At 64.9% G+C, this 16997-nt stretch carries 10 protein-coding genes and 1 riboswitch; of the genes, 3 read left to right on the forward strand and 7 right to left on the reverse strand.

All coding sequences use genetic code 11. From position 1 onward, the window contains the following. The first annotated feature begins 9 nt into the window (after positions 1–9). Positions 10–1125: an HDOD domain-containing protein gene (locus ACCQ10_RS16660; protein WP_039407294.1), complete on the forward strand. Its 1116-nt coding sequence runs from the start codon at positions 10–12 to the stop codon at positions 1123–1125. A 530-nt stretch (positions 1126–1655) separates the two neighbouring features. On the opposite strand, the gene ACCQ10_RS16665 is transcribed toward ACCQ10_RS16660, so the two are convergent. The 5 genes from ACCQ10_RS16665 to ACCQ10_RS16685 all read right to left on the reverse strand — a co-directional run bounded on the left by ACCQ10_RS16665 (position 1656) and on the right by ACCQ10_RS16685 (position 10916). After that, positions 1656–4628, reverse strand: a complete 2973-nt coding sequence (locus ACCQ10_RS16665; protein WP_372361324.1) for a TonB-dependent receptor plug domain-containing protein — start codon at positions 4626–4628, stop codon at positions 1656–1658. 48 nt (positions 4629–4676) lie between these two features. Next, complete coding sequence (locus ACCQ10_RS16670) at positions 4677–5570, reverse strand: helix-turn-helix domain-containing protein (protein ID WP_047696928.1); 894 nt, start codon at positions 5568–5570, stop codon at positions 4677–4679. A gap of 110 nt (positions 5571–5680) precedes the next feature. Further along, on the reverse strand, positions 5681–8020 hold the full coding sequence (locus ACCQ10_RS16675) for a winged helix-turn-helix domain-containing protein (protein ID WP_372361325.1): 2340 nt from the start codon (positions 8018–8020) through the stop codon (positions 5681–5683). Between the two features lie 423 nt (positions 8021–8443). Beyond that, positions 8444–10321 (reverse strand): phosphomethylpyrimidine synthase ThiC, encoded by a 1878-nt coding sequence (gene thiC, locus ACCQ10_RS16680; RefSeq protein WP_372361326.1) that lies wholly within the window; start codon positions 10319–10321, stop codon positions 8444–8446. Between the two features lie 92 nt (positions 10322–10413). Continuing rightward, positions 10414–10511: riboswitch (TPP riboswitch) on the reverse strand. 207 nt (positions 10512–10718) lie between these two features. Beyond that, on the reverse strand, positions 10719–10916 hold the full coding sequence (locus ACCQ10_RS16685; protein WP_372363197.1) for a hypothetical protein: 198 nt from the start codon (positions 10914–10916) through the stop codon (positions 10719–10721). Here ACCQ10_RS16685 and ACCQ10_RS16690 point away from each other — a divergent pair. Continuing rightward, on the forward strand, positions 10825–12744 hold the full coding sequence (locus ACCQ10_RS16690) for an alpha/beta hydrolase family protein (RefSeq protein ID WP_372363155.1): 1920 nt from the start codon (positions 10825–10827) through the stop codon (positions 12742–12744). The two genes, ACCQ10_RS16685 and ACCQ10_RS16690, sit on opposite strands and share 92 nt — an antisense overlap. Before the next feature lie 12 nt (positions 12745–12756). Here the strand turns inward: ACCQ10_RS16690 and ACCQ10_RS16695 are convergent, their stop codons facing one another. Continuing rightward, positions 12757–14595, reverse strand: a complete 1839-nt coding sequence (locus tag ACCQ10_RS16695) for a methyl-accepting chemotaxis protein (protein ID WP_372361327.1) — start codon at positions 14593–14595, stop codon at positions 12757–12759. 79 nt (positions 14596–14674) lie between these two features. Then, a complete protein-coding gene (gene ggt, locus ACCQ10_RS16700) occupies positions 14675–16384 on the reverse strand; it encodes a gamma-glutamyltransferase (protein ID WP_372361328.1) in 1710 nt (569 codons plus the stop codon). A 472-nt stretch (positions 16385–16856) separates the two neighbouring features. On the opposite strand from ggt, the gene ACCQ10_RS16705 reads away from it, so the two are divergent. Then, positions 16857–16991, forward strand: a complete 135-nt coding sequence (locus ACCQ10_RS16705; protein WP_266103827.1) for a hypothetical protein — start codon at positions 16857–16859, stop codon at positions 16989–16991. Positions 16992–16997: the final 6 nt, after the last annotated feature.

Genomic DNA, 16997 nt, shown 5'->3' on the forward strand with positions numbered 1-16997 from the left:
GGAAGTGTCTTGCGTATTCTGTTTGTTGGGGACGAAGCCAGTCTTCCGTCCGACCTGATCGACTATGTCGCCGATCTCGGCGATCAGTGGCAGGCGCAGCAGGTGGCCGATGGAAATTCGGCGATCGAAGCTGCCGCGTTGTCGCCGTTCGATGCGGTCATCGTTGCACCGGTGCTGCCGGACCTGACTGCCGCCACCCTGCTGGGGCAGATCCGCACCTTGCGCCCGGACACCATCCGGATCGCGCTGATCGATGCCCAGGATGGCCAGCGCACGCCGCCGGCCCGCATCATTGGCGTGGCCCATCGTTTCCTGCCGATGCCGCTGGCCCCGGAAGTGCTGCTCGAGGCGGTAACCAGCCTGGAAGAACTGCGCGATCTGCTCAGCAACCCGCGCTTGCGCGCGGCTATCGGGCGCATCGAAAAGCTGCCCTCGCCGCCGCATCTGTATTTGAGTCTGATGCACGCGCTGGAAGAAGACGATGGCGCCGATGCGGCCGACATCGCCAAGCTGATCGCCGGCGACCCGGCGATTGCGGCCAAGGTGCTGCAATTGTGCAATTCGGCGTTCTTTTCCGGCGGCCGCAGCATCACCGACCTGCGGACCGCGGTGACCCGTCTGGGCGTGGCAACCTTGCGCGACCTGGTGCTGGCCAGCGAAGTCTTCTCGGTACAGACATTGACCCCGGCCGAGCGTAGCGCGATGCAGCGTCGCGCCCTGCTCTCTTCGCGACTGGCAGCAAAGGTGTTGCCACCGACCAGTGCAGAGTTGGGGTCCACAGCGGCCCTGCTGGCCGATATCGGCCTGTTGCTGCCCGGCGTGCGCGACGAGCGCGAGCCGCTGCTGGAAGGCGGCGACGAGCGCCTGGGCCACACCGAAGCCGGCGCGTATCTGCTGGGCCTGTGGGGCCTGCCAATGCCGATCATCGAGGCAGTGGCGTTCCATCGGCATCCGCAGCGCTCCAGCCTGCGCAGCTTCTGGGTCACCGGCGCGGTGCACGTGGCCACCGCGCTGGCCAGCGGCGAGGCGGTGGACGAAGAGTATCTGTCCAAGGTGGGCGTGATCACCCGCCTGCCGGCCTGGCGCGAGCAGGCCGATACCTTGCTGGGGCTTGCCGAGGCATAAGCGGCGGCGGTAAATGCAGCGATTGAAGGATGAAAGGCGCGATGACATCGCGCCTTTTTCGTTGGTGTTTCGCAACAGCGTGACGCGGGCAGGATGCACGACGCGCATCTGCAGGGCGCCGGCCTGCAGGGTCAGCAACTCCGCGCGTGGCAGGACCCCACGGACATGCAGACCCTGCAATGATGCAGCCGAATCCATCCCAACGCGGTAGCGATTGGCCTTTGGACCAAACATGGCACCAGCCATGGCTTCAGGCACCTGCGGTGGGGACGCTGGCACCTGGCATCGGTCCATATCGGACTGCTCGTGCGCAGTCGGATGCTCGTAAATCCCCCACGCACCGCAATGGTGTGGGCAGCGAGCCCCCTCAGCGTTGGAGCAGCACGTACGCATCGCACCGGAATGCAGCAGCTTGGCGCTCACCAGCGCGGCTCATCCGCACGCCGCACGGAAGGCCCGCTCAGTGGCGGGCACAAAAAAAGCGGGCCTTTCGGCCCGCTTTTTTCGACACACTTACATCGCTTCGATGATCAGAAGCGCTGGTTGTACTGCACGAACAGGAAGCGGTCATAGTCGAGCATCGGATCGATCGCCGCGGTGCTGCTGTTGGTGATCGAGTAGGTGATCGGCGGCTGCTTGTTCCAGATGTTGCGGGCGCCGACGGTCACGCTGCCATCCCACGGAGCCTGCCAGGTGACCGAGACGTCCTGGTAGGAGATCGAGCCCTTCTTGTTGGAACCGGTGCCACCGCCCCAGCCCGGATTCGGCGTCTGGTAGTTCGGGTTGTTGCACTCGATGCCTGCCGCTGCATCCCAGCAGTAATCACGGAAACCGCCGTAGTAACGCAGGTTCCAGTTGGCCGACAGCGAACCCAGCGACCAGTCCAGACCCAAGGTGGCACGCACGCGCGGGAAGTTCCAGTAACCGGCCGCGTTTGCCCACTCGGCGCCGGCTTCCGCCTGCGACTTGTAGGTTGCCAGGTAGTTGGTGTCCAGGTTGACGGCGAACTTGCCGTAGGCGGTTTCCGGCATGCGGTAACGCACGCCGAAGTTGTAGCCTTCGGTTTCCAGACGACCCAGGTTGACGTTGCCGCGGCTCAGCGTGGTGACCTGACCGCTGATCGGGTCGCGACCGTAGTCGGCACAGTAGCTGGCCAGGTTGTTGAGGTAGCAGTTGTTCAACACATCATTGGCAGTGAGCGAAGTGATGATGTTGGAGATCGAGATGCGGTACCAGTCCAGCGAGAAATCCAGACCCTGCACCCAATGCGGGCTGTACACCATGCCCACGGTACGGGTGATGCTGTATTCCGGCTCCAGCTCGGCGTTGCCCACGCCCGAATTGAACGGCGCGTTGCCCTGCACGTCGCGACGGGTCACCGGGTTGCCCGCGGTGTCGGTCTGACGGTAACCGGCCGGCAGGCCTTCGCCGGCGCAGCGTGCTGCCACGCCTGCGTTGCCCAGCGAGCCGAAGGTGGCGTCGCACGGATCGGTGAAGGTATCGAACGTCTGCGAGCCGCCACCGAAGGTGTCCGACAGCGTCGGCGCACGGAAACCGGTGCCGTAGGTACCACGCACCAGCAGGTCGTCGATCGGCTTCCAGGTGAAGCTGAACTTGCTGTTGGTGGTGTCGCCGAAACGGCTGTAGTTGCTGTAACGCGCAGCCACGTCGAACGACAGTTCCTTGGCGCCCGGCAGATCCTTCAACACCGGGATCAACAGCTCCAGGTAGGCTTCGTTGGTCTGGTAGCGACCTTCGGTGGCCTGTGCAGCCAGGTCGGTGGTGTAACCGGCGCTGGACAGCTGATCCGGATAGTCGTAACCGCTGATTTCGCGGTGCTCGACGCCTGCGGCGAAGCCCAGCTCACCGGCCGGCAGATCGAACAGGCCACCGGTGACGTTGGCGGTCCACTGCTTGCTCAGGCTCTGCTGCGTTGCCTGACCCAGCGCATTGATGTACTGCAGCGCGTTCGGCGTGGAGGCCGACGGGCCACCCAGGATGTTGAACGGGGTGCACTGGCCCAGCGCATTGCTGGTACCCAGCGCGATCGGGGCCGCTGCGGTACCGCACTGCACCTGACCCTGCGCATTGAGGAACGAAGGACCCAGTGCTTTCTGCAGCGCCAGCAAGTTGATGTTGCCGCGGGACACCTGCGTCACATCGTACTTGTTGTAGTTGAAGCCCACGTCCCAGTTCCAGCCGTGGCTGCCAACGTCGAACATGCCTTCCAGCGCCGCATCGAAGTGCAGGGTCTTGACGTTGCTTTCGGTGGTACGCGGCAACTCGATGGTGCGGCGGAACCAGCTGGTGATGTCCTGGCCGACCGGGTTGTAGTAGCTGCTGCCACTGATGGCGACCGGGAACTGCGGCTGCGACGTTGCCTGCAACGGATACCCGGCAATCTGACGGTTGGACGTACGTTCCGAATACATCGCCGTTGACTTGAAGGTGATGTTGTCGGTGAGGTTGTAGCTGCCGGTGGTGAAAACCGACTTATTCTTGCTGGACTGCTGCAACATCATCTGGTCGACGGAGTTGTAGTAGTCGTCTACACCTGCGCCAACGTGATAGTTCGACAGGCTGCGTGAATCAGCGCCGACGCCCTTGCCGTCAAACGAACCGGTGTGGTTGAGCACCCACTGGTTGGGCGACCACGTGCCTTGGCCGGCACCGACGACATTGCCGTCAGTGTCGAGATAGTTGCCCGCGCCCGGCGTACCCACCGCGCGTGGATCGTTGAAACGGCCCCACGGACCGGTCGCGCTCAGGCTGTCTTCGATGTGGTTCGGGCCGGCCGAATAACGGGTCAGCGCGCGATCCTTGGCCCACACCGGATCTTCATTGGTGTAGTTGGCACCGAACACCAGCGAGGCACGGTCGGTGGTGGTGCCGGCGGTGAAGGAGTACTGCTCCTTGGAACCGTCGCCACGACCGTTCTGGCCGAAATACGCCGACGCTTCCGCGCCGTCATAGTTCTGGCGCAGGATGATGTTGACCACGCCGGCCACGGCGTCGGAGCCGTAGATCGCCGAGGCGCCGTCCTTCAGGACTTCGATGCGCTCGATCAGCGAGCTGGGAATGGTGGACATGTCGGTCAGGCCGTTCAGGCTGCTGGTCCAACGCTTGCCGTTCACCAACACCAGGGTGCGGTTTTCGTTCAGGTTGTAGAGATTGACGTACTGGCCGCCCTGTTCCGGGTCCGAGGTCAGCACGGCAGCCTTGCTGTAAGTCTGCGTACCGGCGATCGACAGGTTCTGGAGGATGTCGCCAACGCTGACCAGACCGGACTTCTGAATGTCCTGCTGGGAGACGGTGAATACCGGCTGTGCGGTTTCGACGTCGACCGAGCGAATGCGCGAGCCGGTGATTTCGATGCGGTCCAGCGTCGTGGTCGACGGGGCGGCGGACTGCTCTTGTGCATTGGCGGCAAAAGCCGGCGTCAACGCGATCGCAATACCGGCGGGCAGAAGGCCCAGCCGCACTGCGGAAGTGCGAAGGTTCATCAATCTCTCCAGGGTTCGTTAGTGGCGCGTTAAGCGCCCCTGTGCAAATTACGATTGCGTGAACGCCGTCGCTTTGCGCGTCACGTTACGTGGCTTTGCCGAATCTGGCGGATTGGTCGCCTGGTCGCGGTAGTGCGATGCGGAGACACCAAAGCGCGCACGAAATGCACGCGCAAAACTGCAGCAATTGTCGAAGCCGCTGGCGGCTGCCACTTCGCCGATCATCATCGAGGTATCGCGCAACAAGTCGGAGGCGCGCTCCAGGCGCAAGCGGGCCGACAAGGCCTGCGGGCTCTCTTCGTACAGGCTCTGGAAGGTCTTGGAGACATACCAGCTGGAGAAGTTGGTCAGCTGCGCCAGTTCGCTGATGCGTACTACCCGGTCGCTGTTGCCTTCCAGATACAGCCGCGCACGCTGCATGCGACCGAACACCTGACGGCGGCGGCTACGCGAGCGACCTGGGCAACGCTGCTCCTGCTCGATGAAGTCGCGCTGCATCGCCGCCAGGTGCAGCAACAACGGGCGCGCGGACGCGCCACCGTTCTGCAGGGCCGCATTGCGCCAGAGCCGTAACGCGATGCGCAGATCGCTGCGCGACAAGTGGCTGCGCCCCGGGTAGAGCGTGGCATCGGTCAACTCGGCCAGCGACTGCAGGCTGTCGCCATCCAGGCTGACGCCCACGCACAGGGCACTGCGATCGGCCTGCACGGTGGGGTGCGAATCCTTGTCGAAAGCGATCCAGTCGCCGGCACGCAAACGGAAGCGGCCCTCTTTGGATTCCACCCAGGCACGGCCGCGCAGCTGCACCCACAGCGTGAAGGTGGCGGACGTCGTGCGGATGCTGCCCAGACGCGACACTGCCAGACACGTGGTCGAGGTCGACTCGCTGGCGCCGTCCAATGACAGCGCGAGCCCGCGATCGGCAGTGATGACCTGTTGCATGTTGGCAGCCCCGTTTACAAAAGAGGGCGTAGTGTTTTGCCGAATCTGGCGTGAGTCAGGAAGTTCCGACGAAGGAGTGCCGAAATCGATACGAAGCCTTTCCGAATAAATTACGAGACGACTTTTCTCAATACCATCAACAAGTTGGATATGAAGCCGACAGGGACCGACGAACGTCCGGGCAGTGCCATATAGGCGATCGAACTGCCATCCTCTTCCGCCAGCGCGACATACATCGCGCCGCTGCGCTGGTCGAGGCTGAAACCGTTGATGGTAGTGAACTTCGCCACGTCCAGGCATTGCGCATGCTGGCTGCGCAGCTCGCTGTCATGCGTCGCGCAACTGTCGCTGGACGACAGGTAGTGCACCTGGTCATTGGCTCCGGGCGCCCAGCTGCGATACCGCCAACGCGTCGGCTGCTGCGGGTTCACCGGCTGCAGCGTATCGGCCGCCAGCGTCGGCGCGATCTGCCACAGCCCGCCGCCACTCAGATGCGTGAACAGCACCTGCCCGCTGACCCGATCCAGCCGTAGCTGCGACACGTCCGCCAGCGTGGCCAGCGCGCGCCACGGCGTACTGCGGCGGTCGTACAGCGTGGCGAAGGTGTGGCCATCGTCGGCCGCAGCCACGACCAGCAAGCGATCAGGATCGGGAAGATGGATCGCCTGCAACGGCCGCGCCTGGGGCACCGCAAGGCGCACGGCCTTGCCAGTCCCCGGGGTCACTTCGAACAGCGCCGCATGCCCGTCGGCATCGCTGCCGCTGACCAGCACCTTGCGCGAATCGGCGGACCAATCCGCCGCCTGCCGCGCATCCGGCCGCAGGCCTTCGATCAGCCGCACCGAGCCGGGCTGGGTGACGTCGCCCCACCACAGCCCATAGGCGCCGGAGCGGTTGGAGGCGAAGATGAGTTGGCGACCGTCCGGCGCGATCATCGGTTGGTCATCACGCCCGCTGGAGGGAAACAGGCGGCGCCGGATGTAGCCGCCATTCATGGGGTCATGAATGACCTGATACACACCAAACTGCGGCTTGCGCTGCACGAAGACCAGGTGGTCGTGCGCCACGTCCGGCGCCTGCGCATCGTCCACGCCCAGGTCATGCAGGCTGCGATCGACCAGATCCAGCCGATACAAACGCGCCTCGCTATCCACGCGGCGCCCGAATACCAGCCCGCTCCCGTCGCGCAACCAGCTCCAACCGCGAATATCGGCATTGTCATGCGTCAACCGCTCGGCGGTGCCGCCCTGCGCAGGCATCCGCCACAGGTCGCCGAGCTGCGGGTTGCGCAGGAACACGATCCACTGCCCGTCCGGGGAATAGCGCGGCGCGTAGTCGAAGTCGCCCGGCTCCGCGCTGTAGCGCAGCGCCTGCCACTGCCCGGTGTCCAGATCCAGGCGCCGAATCCGCGCGCCCTCCTGTGCGCCGGTCATGCTGCCGAACAACAACGCACGTCCGTCGGGCGACCAGCTGAAACTGAGCATGTCCGCGCCATCGCAGCGGACCACCTCGCGCGCTGCGGCTGGGCCGCTTGCCGCCGCAATCATGACCCTGCAGCTTCCATCCGGAGCCTGCCTGGAGAACGCAATCTCGCGTCCGTCCGGCGACCACGCAGGCAGGCGATCGGAAATGCCGGGCGCCGGTGTTTCCAGCACGCGCGGGTAGGCGTTGTCGGTCGTCTTGACCAGGATCGACGTCCCCGGACGATCGCTGGTCAACGATGCATACGCGACCATGCGGCCATCCGGCGACAGGCTGGGAGTGAGATCGAATCCGCCGCCTGCGGTAATCACCTGGTACGGTCGTTTGGGGCTGCCCGGCACTGCGCTCGATGTCGCCACCGGGCCGGCCGGCGCATGCAGCCAGAGCGTGCGCAGCGCCAGTCCGAGTACCGCCAGCAAGGCCACGCCCGCGATCGCCAAAGCCACCCAGCGCCGCCGCGGCGTCATCGCAGCAGCGCGCAAAGATGGGCCTGCCGCCGGTGCGGGAACAGGGATGGTCGGCGCTGTTGCACTCACGCGCGCTGCAGGCGCGGGCAGCGCTGCATCCAGAACTGCCGGCGCCTGCGCATGCGACGGCGATTGCGCGTCAGGCACCTGCGCCACCAGCGGGTCACTCTCCGTCTCCCACGCCACCGGCGCCATCAGCCGATAGCCGGTCTTGGCAATCGTTTCGATGTGCTCCGAGCGCTGGCTCCCATGAGTGGCCAGCGCCTTGCGCAGCTGCGTCACCGCCTGGGTGACCACATCATTGGTGGGCAAGGTATCGGGCCACACGTCGGCGAGCAGCTGCTCACGCGTGACCACCTGCCCCGGCTGCCGCGCCAGGCTCAGCAGGACCGCCAGGGATTTGGGCGCCAGCCGCGCCACACGTCTGGCTCCGGGCGCATGCACTTCGCGCGAGGCAACGTCGACCACGCACGGGCCGACACGCAGCCGGCCAGAGGGCATTGCAGGAACGGGAGGAACACTCATCGGCAAAAAACACGCATCGGCATGCAAGGACAACAAAGGACGCATCACGCAATCCGCGCGAAACGCCAAATTCAGCAAAGGACCACGACCAACTGTGTCATGCATCCATTTGGTGCAAATTTTACCCTATGCCCCGTTGCTTCCTATGACAGGCGGCGACGTCAGGCTCTCTCTCTCTCGCCGACGAATTCAAATAACGACGATGTTCCCTTCGCGCCTTCTGGCGCGATTTTTTTATCTGCGATTCAGGTAAAACCGTCGAGAGCCTTATGTTGTGTCATCGCTTGCAGCGCGATCGCACCATGGCACTTGCGCACCACGATGCGATCTGCGCGCGAAAACCTGAATTCCTGCTAAGCGACCTCGTCGCACGAGCTAGGCGGCTGGCGCCTGGCGCCATCAGGACGCGCGATACACCTGTGCGCCCTGCGCCAGGAACTGCGACGCCTTTTCTTCCATGCCGGCCGACAACGCACGCTCGGCGCCCATGCCGTGCTCGGCCGCGTAGTCGCGTACGTCCTGGGTGATCTTCATGGAACAGAAGTGCGGCCCGCACATCGAGCAGAAGTGCGCCAGCTTGTGCGCGTCCTTGGGCAGGGTTTCGTCGTGAAACTCCCTGGCCTTTTCCGGATCCAGCCCGAGATGGAACTGGTCGTCCCAACGGAATTCGAAACGCGCCTTGCTCAGGGCGTTGTCGCGCACCTGCGCCCCGGGATGTCCCTTGGCGAGGTCGGCCGCGTGTGCGGCGATCTTGTAGGCCATGATGCCGTCGCGCACGTCCTGCCGGTTGGGCAGACCCAGGTGCTCCTTCGGCGTGACGTAGCAGAGCATCGCCGTGCCGAACCAGCCGATCATCGCCGCGCCAATCGCGCTGGTGATGTGGTCGTAACCGGGCGCGATATCAGTGGTCAACGGCCCCAGGGTGTAGAACGGCGCCTCGCCGCACTCGCGCAGCTGCTTGTCCATGTTTTCCTTGATCAACTGCATCGGCACATGGCCCGGGCCTTCGATCATGGTCTGCACGTCGTGCTGCCAGGCGAGCCTGGTCAACTCGCCCAACGTCTCCAGCTCGCCGAATTGCGCCGCATCGTTGGCATCGGCAATACAACCCGGGCGCAGGCCATCGCCCAGCGAAAACGCCACGTCGTAGGCCTTCATGATCTGGCAGATGTCCTCGAAGTGCGTGTAGAGAAAATTCTCCTTGTGATGCGCCAGACACCACTTGGCCATGATCGAGCCACCACGCGAGACAATACCGGTGACGCGTTTTGCGGTAAGCGGCACGTAGCGCAACAGCACACCGGCATGGATGGTGAAGTAATCCACGCCTTGCTCGGCCTGCTCGATCAAGGTGTCGCGGAAAATCTCCCAGGTGAGCGCTTCGGCACGCCCGTCCACTTTTTCCAGCGCCTGGTAGATCGGCACCGTGCCGATCGGCACCGGCGAATTGCGGATGATCCACTCGCGCGTTTCGTGGATGTACTTGCCGGTGGACAGGTCCATCACCGTGTCGCCGCCCCAGCGGATCGACCACACCAGTTTTTCCACTTCTTCGGCGATGCCCGAAGACACCGCGCTGTTGCCGATGTTGGCGTTGATCTTGGTCAGGAAATTGCGACCGATGATCATCGGTTCGCTTTCCGGATGATTGATGTTGTTGGGCAGAATCGCGCGGCCGCGTGCAATCTCGTCACGCACGAATTCCGGCGTGATGCGCTGCTGGATCGCCGCACCGAACGACTCGCCGGGATGCTGCTTGCGCAAGATCGCATCGGTCACCGCCTCCAACCGCTGATTTTCACGGATCGCCACGAACTCCATCTCCGGCGTGATGATGCCGCGCCGTGCGTAATGCATCTGGGTGACGTTGGCGCCTTCCCGGGCCACGCGCGGCAGACGACGCGCCGGGAAACGCACCGCATCCAGCCGCGCATCGTGCTCGCGTCCGCGCCCGAAGCTGGAACTCAATCCATCCAGCGCCACAGTATCGCCGCGCTCGGCAATCCACTGCGTGCGCAGCGGTGCCAGACCGGCAGCCAGATCGATGGCCGCCTGTGGGTCGGTGTAGGGCCCGGAGGTGTCGTAGACGCTGAGCGGCGCATTGTCTTCGCCACCGAACAACGTGGGCGTGCGCGTCAACGCAATCTCGCGCATCGGCACCTGCAGATCCGCGCGCGAGCCCTGCACGAAGATCTTGCGGGACCCGGGAATCGGCTGGGTGACAGCCTGGGACAACGACTGGGCTTGTTGCTGCAAAACGGTGGGCGCGGCATTCATGGCATTCGTCCTGTGTGCTGGCCCTGCGAAGGAGTCGCAGTGCGGACGAAGCGGCGGCGCTCAACACTCAGGTGCCCGTGCAGGCACGGACCCTCGCATCTAACGAAGCTTCCCTACGCCGGTATGAGCCGGATCAGGTTCGAAGGGACTATCTCAACCGCAGCGCGCTGCGGTACCCCCACTTCGGCGGCGATTAAACCACATCGTCGGGTTGTAGACGCAGGCTTTTGCAGCATCCCGCCTTATGGTCGAAACCACTCAATGAACGGGCCGAATGACTGACATGCGGCGACATTCGATTGGCACCCTAGCTGGCTAGCGTGTCAGCACAACAACCAGAAACCCGCTCTCTCTCCCTTGCCGCCGGCCTCCGGCGGCTTTCTTTTGCGCCCTCTTGTCACCCGCCATCCCGCTTCGTTATCTTCTTGTGAAACAGGGGAACGGAAGACACGATGCGCAGAATGCAATGGAGTGCCTTGCTGGCGGCAATGCTGCTGGGATCAATGACCTGCGCCGCAATGGCGGAGCCGCCGCCCGCAGAGGCGTTCGTCGAATCCGGGCCGATCTCGTCCCCCTCGATGTCTCCGGACGGCAAGCATCTTGCGGTGAGTGCAGATCTCGGGGAGGGCAGTTACGCCCTAGTGGTCTACCGGATCGCGGACATGCAATCCACTACCATGCTGCGTCTGCCGCGCTACGAATTGCCGGTGCGTATCGCCTGGGTCAGCGATCGGCGTCTGGTCATTGGCAAGGGCCGTAAGCTCGGCTCGCTGGAAGAGCCGATGCCGATGGGCGAAATCATTGCCACCGACCTGGATGGCAGCAACCAGCGCTATGTGTACGGCTACCAGCAAAGCACCCGCAATGCCGGACTGGAGCGTGGTTTCGGCTATATCGAAGGGTTGCCGAGCCGTCGCAATGGCCATTTCTACATGCGCCGCCTGTCGCTGGATTCGCGCCATTCGATGCTCTACGACGTGGATGCGAACACCACGACCCATCGGTTGATGGCCGACATCGATGTCCCGCGCCTGCGCTTCGTGCTCGACAATGAAGGCGTGGCGCAGTACGCATACGGCACCGATGACCAGGGCAACTCACTGCTGTTTCGCCGTACCGCAAACAGCTGGACGCCACTGACCCACATCCAGGCCAACTGGCGTCCGGTGGCGTTTGCCGACCAGCCCGGGCGCATCTATGGCTGGTACAGCGAAGGCGGCGGCCCGTCGTCTTTGATATCCAGCGACCAGGATGGTCAGCAGCGCAGCGTGCTGGCGTCCGATCCGTTCTACGACGTGGATGATCTGCAGTGGGGACCAACGCCATTTGCACCGTTCGCCGCGCGGCTTGGACCGGGCCGACCCACGCTGCGCTACTTCGCGCAGGACACGTCCCAGGCACAGCTGCATCGCAGCCTCAGCGAGACGCTGGCGGGGCAGTACGTGGATCTCATCAATTTCACCGAGGATGGCAGCACCCTGCTGCTCAAGGCCTACAGCGACCGCGATGCCGGCGCCTGGTACATCTTCAATCGCCCGACCAATACGCTCAAGCTGGTCATCAAGGCCCGGCGCGCCCTGCCGTCAACGCTGATGGGCGAACGGCGCATGGTGCGGTTCCAGGCCCGTGATGGGCTGACACTCGATGGCGTACTGACCGTTCCGGCCACGGCCGGCCAGGGCGCGCCGGCTCCGATGATCCTGCTCCCGCACGGTGGCCCGCATGCCGACGGAGACGGTTGGGCGTTCGATACCGATGCGCAATTCCTCGCCAGCCGCGGTTATCTGGTACTGCAGGTCAATTACCGAGGCGGCCTGGGGCGCGGCAACACCTTCGAGCGCGCCGGCTACCGCCAGTGGGGTGAACGGATCCAGGACGATCTGGTCGATGGCGTGCGCTGGGCGATCGCGCAGGGCCTGGCCGATCCGGCGCGCATCTGCAGCTACGGAGCCAGTTTTGGCGCGTACGCGGCAATGATGGTGCAGGTGAAGGCACCCGAGCTGTTTCGCTGCGCGGTTGGCGTGGCCGGCATCTACGACCTGCAGATGATGTACAGCAAGGGCGACATCAATCAGAGCGATTACGGCGTCAATTATCTGGAACGCGTCATCGGTCGCGACGCTGCCGACCTTGCTGCGCACTCGCCTGTCTCATTGGCCGATCGAATCAAGGCACCGGTACTGCTGGTGCATGGCGAAGAGGACGAGCGCGCGCCATTCGCGCAGGCCAAGAGCCTGCGTGCTGCGCTGACACGCAGCGGCAATGCGCCGCAGTGGGTGTCCGTGCCCAAGGAAGGCCACGGGTTTTACAAGGAGGCCAATCAGATTGCGTTCTACCGCACGCTTGAACAATTCCTTGCCAAACAGCTGGGCAGCGCGGCAACTGCATCTGCGAGCGGTCCGGTACCTGCCGCGCCGCAGTAAGCGCAGCGTCGGTCACTCCAGCGTGTAACCCACCCGCAGGCCGCCCCAGTGCTTGCGATCGACGAAGATCGGGGCCGACAGGTCGAACATGATCTGACCGGTGTCGCGGCGGTAGACCTGCAAGCGGTACGGGTCGGTGTGTGCGCCGACGCTGCGGCCGACGCGGTCGGTGAACTTGCGCTTGGTGCGGTTGCCGACCAGGTCGCGCTTGGCATCGCCGGTCAGCGCTTGGGTGAAGCGCAGGTTGTGGGTGGGCACGTAGCCGTCGGGATTGGCGCAGATGGCAAACACGATCCACGGGTGCGCATCCAGCAGCGGCTCCTGCAACGGCGGCAACACCTGATCGCAGAGCGCGTCGAAGTCGGTAGTGAACTTGGGCGGCTCGACACCGGCGATCGGGGTATAGGTGCGCGCGAACAACGCCGCTTCGTCGATCTGACCGCGCGCAATGGCTTGCGCCAGGGCGCTGCCGATCTTGCCGGCCGTGGCGACCGCCAGTTCCTTGACCCGCGCGTGCCTGGGCACCTGTAGCGGGTCCGGCGGCAACCGGAACAACCCCACGCAGTCGCGCAGGATTTCGGTGCCGCGCTCCAGCGCTTCGCTGCGTTCGGCCACATGCGCGGCGTGCTGCAGATTGCTGCGGCCCAGGGCCACCACGCCATCCACGGCGCGCTCGATGCCGCGGATCTCGCCGTCCTGTGCCTGGATGCGCCCGGCCACCGTGGTCATCGCGCTGCTGGCCTGCCCAAGCACGCGGGTGATGCCGTCGAGCACCGCTTCGGTGCCGCGCGCAGAGGCCGCGCCCTCGCCTACGGCGGCGCTGGTTTCGGCGAGGATGGCGCGCACGTCGCGTGCCGCCGCTGCGGCGCGCTCTGCCAGGCGGCGGATTTCGGTGGCGACCACCGCAAAGCCGCGCCCGGCATCGCCGGCATGCGCCGCTTCGATGCTGGCATTGATCGACAGGATGTTGGTCTGGAACGCCACCGAATCGATGACCTCGATGACCTCGCCGGCGCGCGCGGCCCGACGCTCCACTTGCTGCATGGCCTGACCCAGCGCGTGCGCCGCCGCCACGCCCTGCCGCGCACTGTCATCGGCACTGGCCGCCAGCGCGATCACCTGCCCCAGCTCGGCATTGACGTCGTGCAGGCTGGACGAGAGCCGTTCCACCGCCATGCGCGCCCCGTCCAGCGCTTCGGTCTGCGCTTGCGACTGGCGCACCATGTCGTCGTTTTCGGCTACCAGCGGCGGCACTTCAGCGGCGATCTGCACCGACAGCGCCACAGCCTGCCGGATCGCTTCGGCCAGGTTGCCGAAGCCGGCCTGCAGCCGGCGTCCCATCTCGGTCTCCGCCAGACCGGGCGGCAACAGCAACTCCAGTTCGCAGCCGGCCAGCGCCTGCGCGGTGCGCTCCAGCACCGTACGGTCTTCATGCTCGGCCTGCAGGCGCGCCACCAACGGCTGCAATAGCGGCGAAATCGGCACCGGGCGGCTGTCGTCGGCCAGGCGGGTGGCTTCGCGCAGCAGGATTGCGGTTTCCACATGCGGCAGCGACAGCATCCAGCCGCCGTGCGCGCGCTCGCGCACGTAGCGCACGCGCCGCGCCGGATCGTCGCCCGGTGCCGCCCAGACACCCTCTTCGCCGACCAGATCGGCTGCGCTCAATCCCCACAGCACCGATGCCGGCGCGCCCTGCAATTCGCCGGCGGTCTTGCCCAGTACGTCCAGGCCGGCGCGGTTGCACGCCACCAGACAGGCTTCGGCCGAAAGCCGCAGCAGGGCCACCGGCGCATCGGGAAGCTGGGCCGCCTGTGTCTGCGACGGCGGGTCAGGCGATTGCATCGAGCTCATGGGGACTCCTAATCCATCGATAGCATTAGCGGCGCGCCGGGCCTGGAGTTGAGTCGCGCGCGGCACCGCGCCAGCCCGCTCAATATCCGGCGGCCTGCCCATCCTTGCGGCTTTCCGAGGCACCGTAGTACACCCCGCTGGCAGGGTCGCGGGCGATCGCCTGATAGCCGCCATACGGGCCATCGGCAAAGATCACCCGGTGGCCCTTGCGCATCAACGCACGGATGGTGTCGTAGGAGAAGCCGGTCTCCAGATTGACCTCGCCACCATCGCTCATCGCCGTGGCCTGGCCGGTCGGCTCGGTGGAGCCTTCATGCTGGATGCGCGGCGCATCGCCGGCTTCCTGCAGATTCATGTGGAAGTCCACCAGGTTCATCACGATCTGCACATGGCCCTGCGGCTGCATCGCACCGCCCATCACGCCGAAGCTCAGCCACGGCTTGCCGTCCTTGGTGACGAAGGCCGGGATGATGGTCTGGAACGGCCGCTTGCCCGGTGCGTAGCCGTTGGGGTGATCCTTCTTCAGCACGAACATCTCGCCGCGGTCCTGCAGGATGAAGCCCAGCCCCGGCGGCGCCATGCCGCTGCCCATGCCGCGGTAGTTGGACTGGATCAGCGACACCATCATGCCGTCGGCATCGGCCACGGTCATGTAGATGGTGTCGCCCTCTTCCAGTTGCTTGGGTGTGCCCGGCTGTACTTCCTTGAGCGCCTTGTCCATGGAGATCAGCGCGCGGCGCTGGGCCGCGTAGTCCTTGGACACCAGCCTGGCCAGCGGTGCGGGCTGGAAGGCCGGGTCGGCGTAGAAGCGCGCACGGTCGGCAAACGCCAGCTTCTTGGCCTCGGTGAACAGGTGCACATGCTCGGCCGAGCCGAACGGGATCTTGGAAAAATCGTAGGCTTCCAGGATGTTGAGCATCTGCAGCGCGGCGATGCCCTGGCTGTTGGGCGGCAGCTCCCAGACGTCGTAGCCGCGATAGTTGGTGCTGACCGGCTCCACCCACTCGCCCTGATGGCTGGCCATGTCTTCGTAGCTCAGGTAGCCGCCATTGGCCTTGAAGTAGGCACCGATGGTGCGCGCGATCTCGCCCTTGTAGAACGCATCGCGGCCGCCGTCGGCGATCTGCTGCAGCGTATTGGCCAGGTTCGGGTTCTTCCACAGCTCGCCCTTGCGCGGGGCGTGGCCGTCGATGGTGAACTGCTCCTTGAAGCCGGGGTATTGCGACAGGCGCGGTACCGAACGGTCCCAGTAATAGGCAATGGTTTCGGCCACCGGATGGCCTTCGCGCGCGTAACGAATCGCCGGTGCCAGGTTTTGCGCCATCGACTTGCGCCCGAAGCGCTCATGCAGCGCGAACCAGCCGTCCACCGCGCCCGGCACCGAGACCGGCAGCGGGCCGGTGGGCGGAATGTCCTTCAGGCCGCGACGCTGGAACTCGGCCAGGGTCAGCGACTTGGGCGAGCGGCCCGAACCGTTGTAACCGTAAAGCTTGCTGGTCTTGGGGTCCCACACGATCGCGAATAGATCCCCGCCCACCCCGTTGCCGGTGGGTTCCATCAGGCCCAGCGCCGCATTGGCCGCGATCGCCGCGTCGACCGCCGAGCCGCCGTTCTTCATCACGTCCAGGGCGATCTGGGTCGCCAGCGGTTGCGAGGTCGCCGCCATGGCATGCGGCGCAATGACTTCCGAGCGGGTGGCGAAGGGCTGCCCGGTGATCCGGTCGGCGGCGCCGAGAGGCGGCGCGAGTAGCGCCAGGGCAGACACCAGCAAGACAGGTACGCGACGCATGATCAACAGCTCCCCATGACACGACAGATGAAGGGCTCACCATACCAGCGGCCTCTGTCGCGGCGCTCGTTCGATGCCATCGCACACGGAAAAACCGCGCAGTTGGTGATGTCCGTTGGCGATTCCGGTACACGTGCAATCCGGTTTCAGCCGCAACCATGCTGCTGTCATGCGGCCTGGCGCATCGCCGGCCGCATGAATGCGGATGTTTCAGCCGCAAGGGTTGACACCTCACCGGCCGCGGTGGTTATCTCAGGCCCATGCCGCACCGCCACACCACCTCGAACGCTCCGATGCCCGCGCCCTTCGGCGTGCCGGCAGCGTCGCTTCTCGTGCTCGTACTTATTACCTCGCCAACCGGTGCGGGACGAGACTTCGTGTAGGCAACAAACACACAAGGCTTCGATCAGACCCCGCACCGGCAACGGCGCGGGGTTTCGCGTTTCAGGGATCACCAAAAGTTTCGAATGACATGAACGACATCACCACCATCGCCAGAACGTCTTCCAGCAATGCCCGCACCGGCGCTGCTGCCTGCGTCTGCATGTGCGGCGGCGTCGCTCATCCCCGCTTTGCTCAGCCGGCCAGTGTCTGCACTGCCGGCTGATCTCTT

The sequence above is a fragment of the Xanthomonas sp. NCPPB 1325 genome (assembly GCF_041477645.2).
Lineage (GTDB): Bacteria > Pseudomonadota > Gammaproteobacteria > Xanthomonadales > Xanthomonadaceae > Xanthomonas > Xanthomonas cannabis.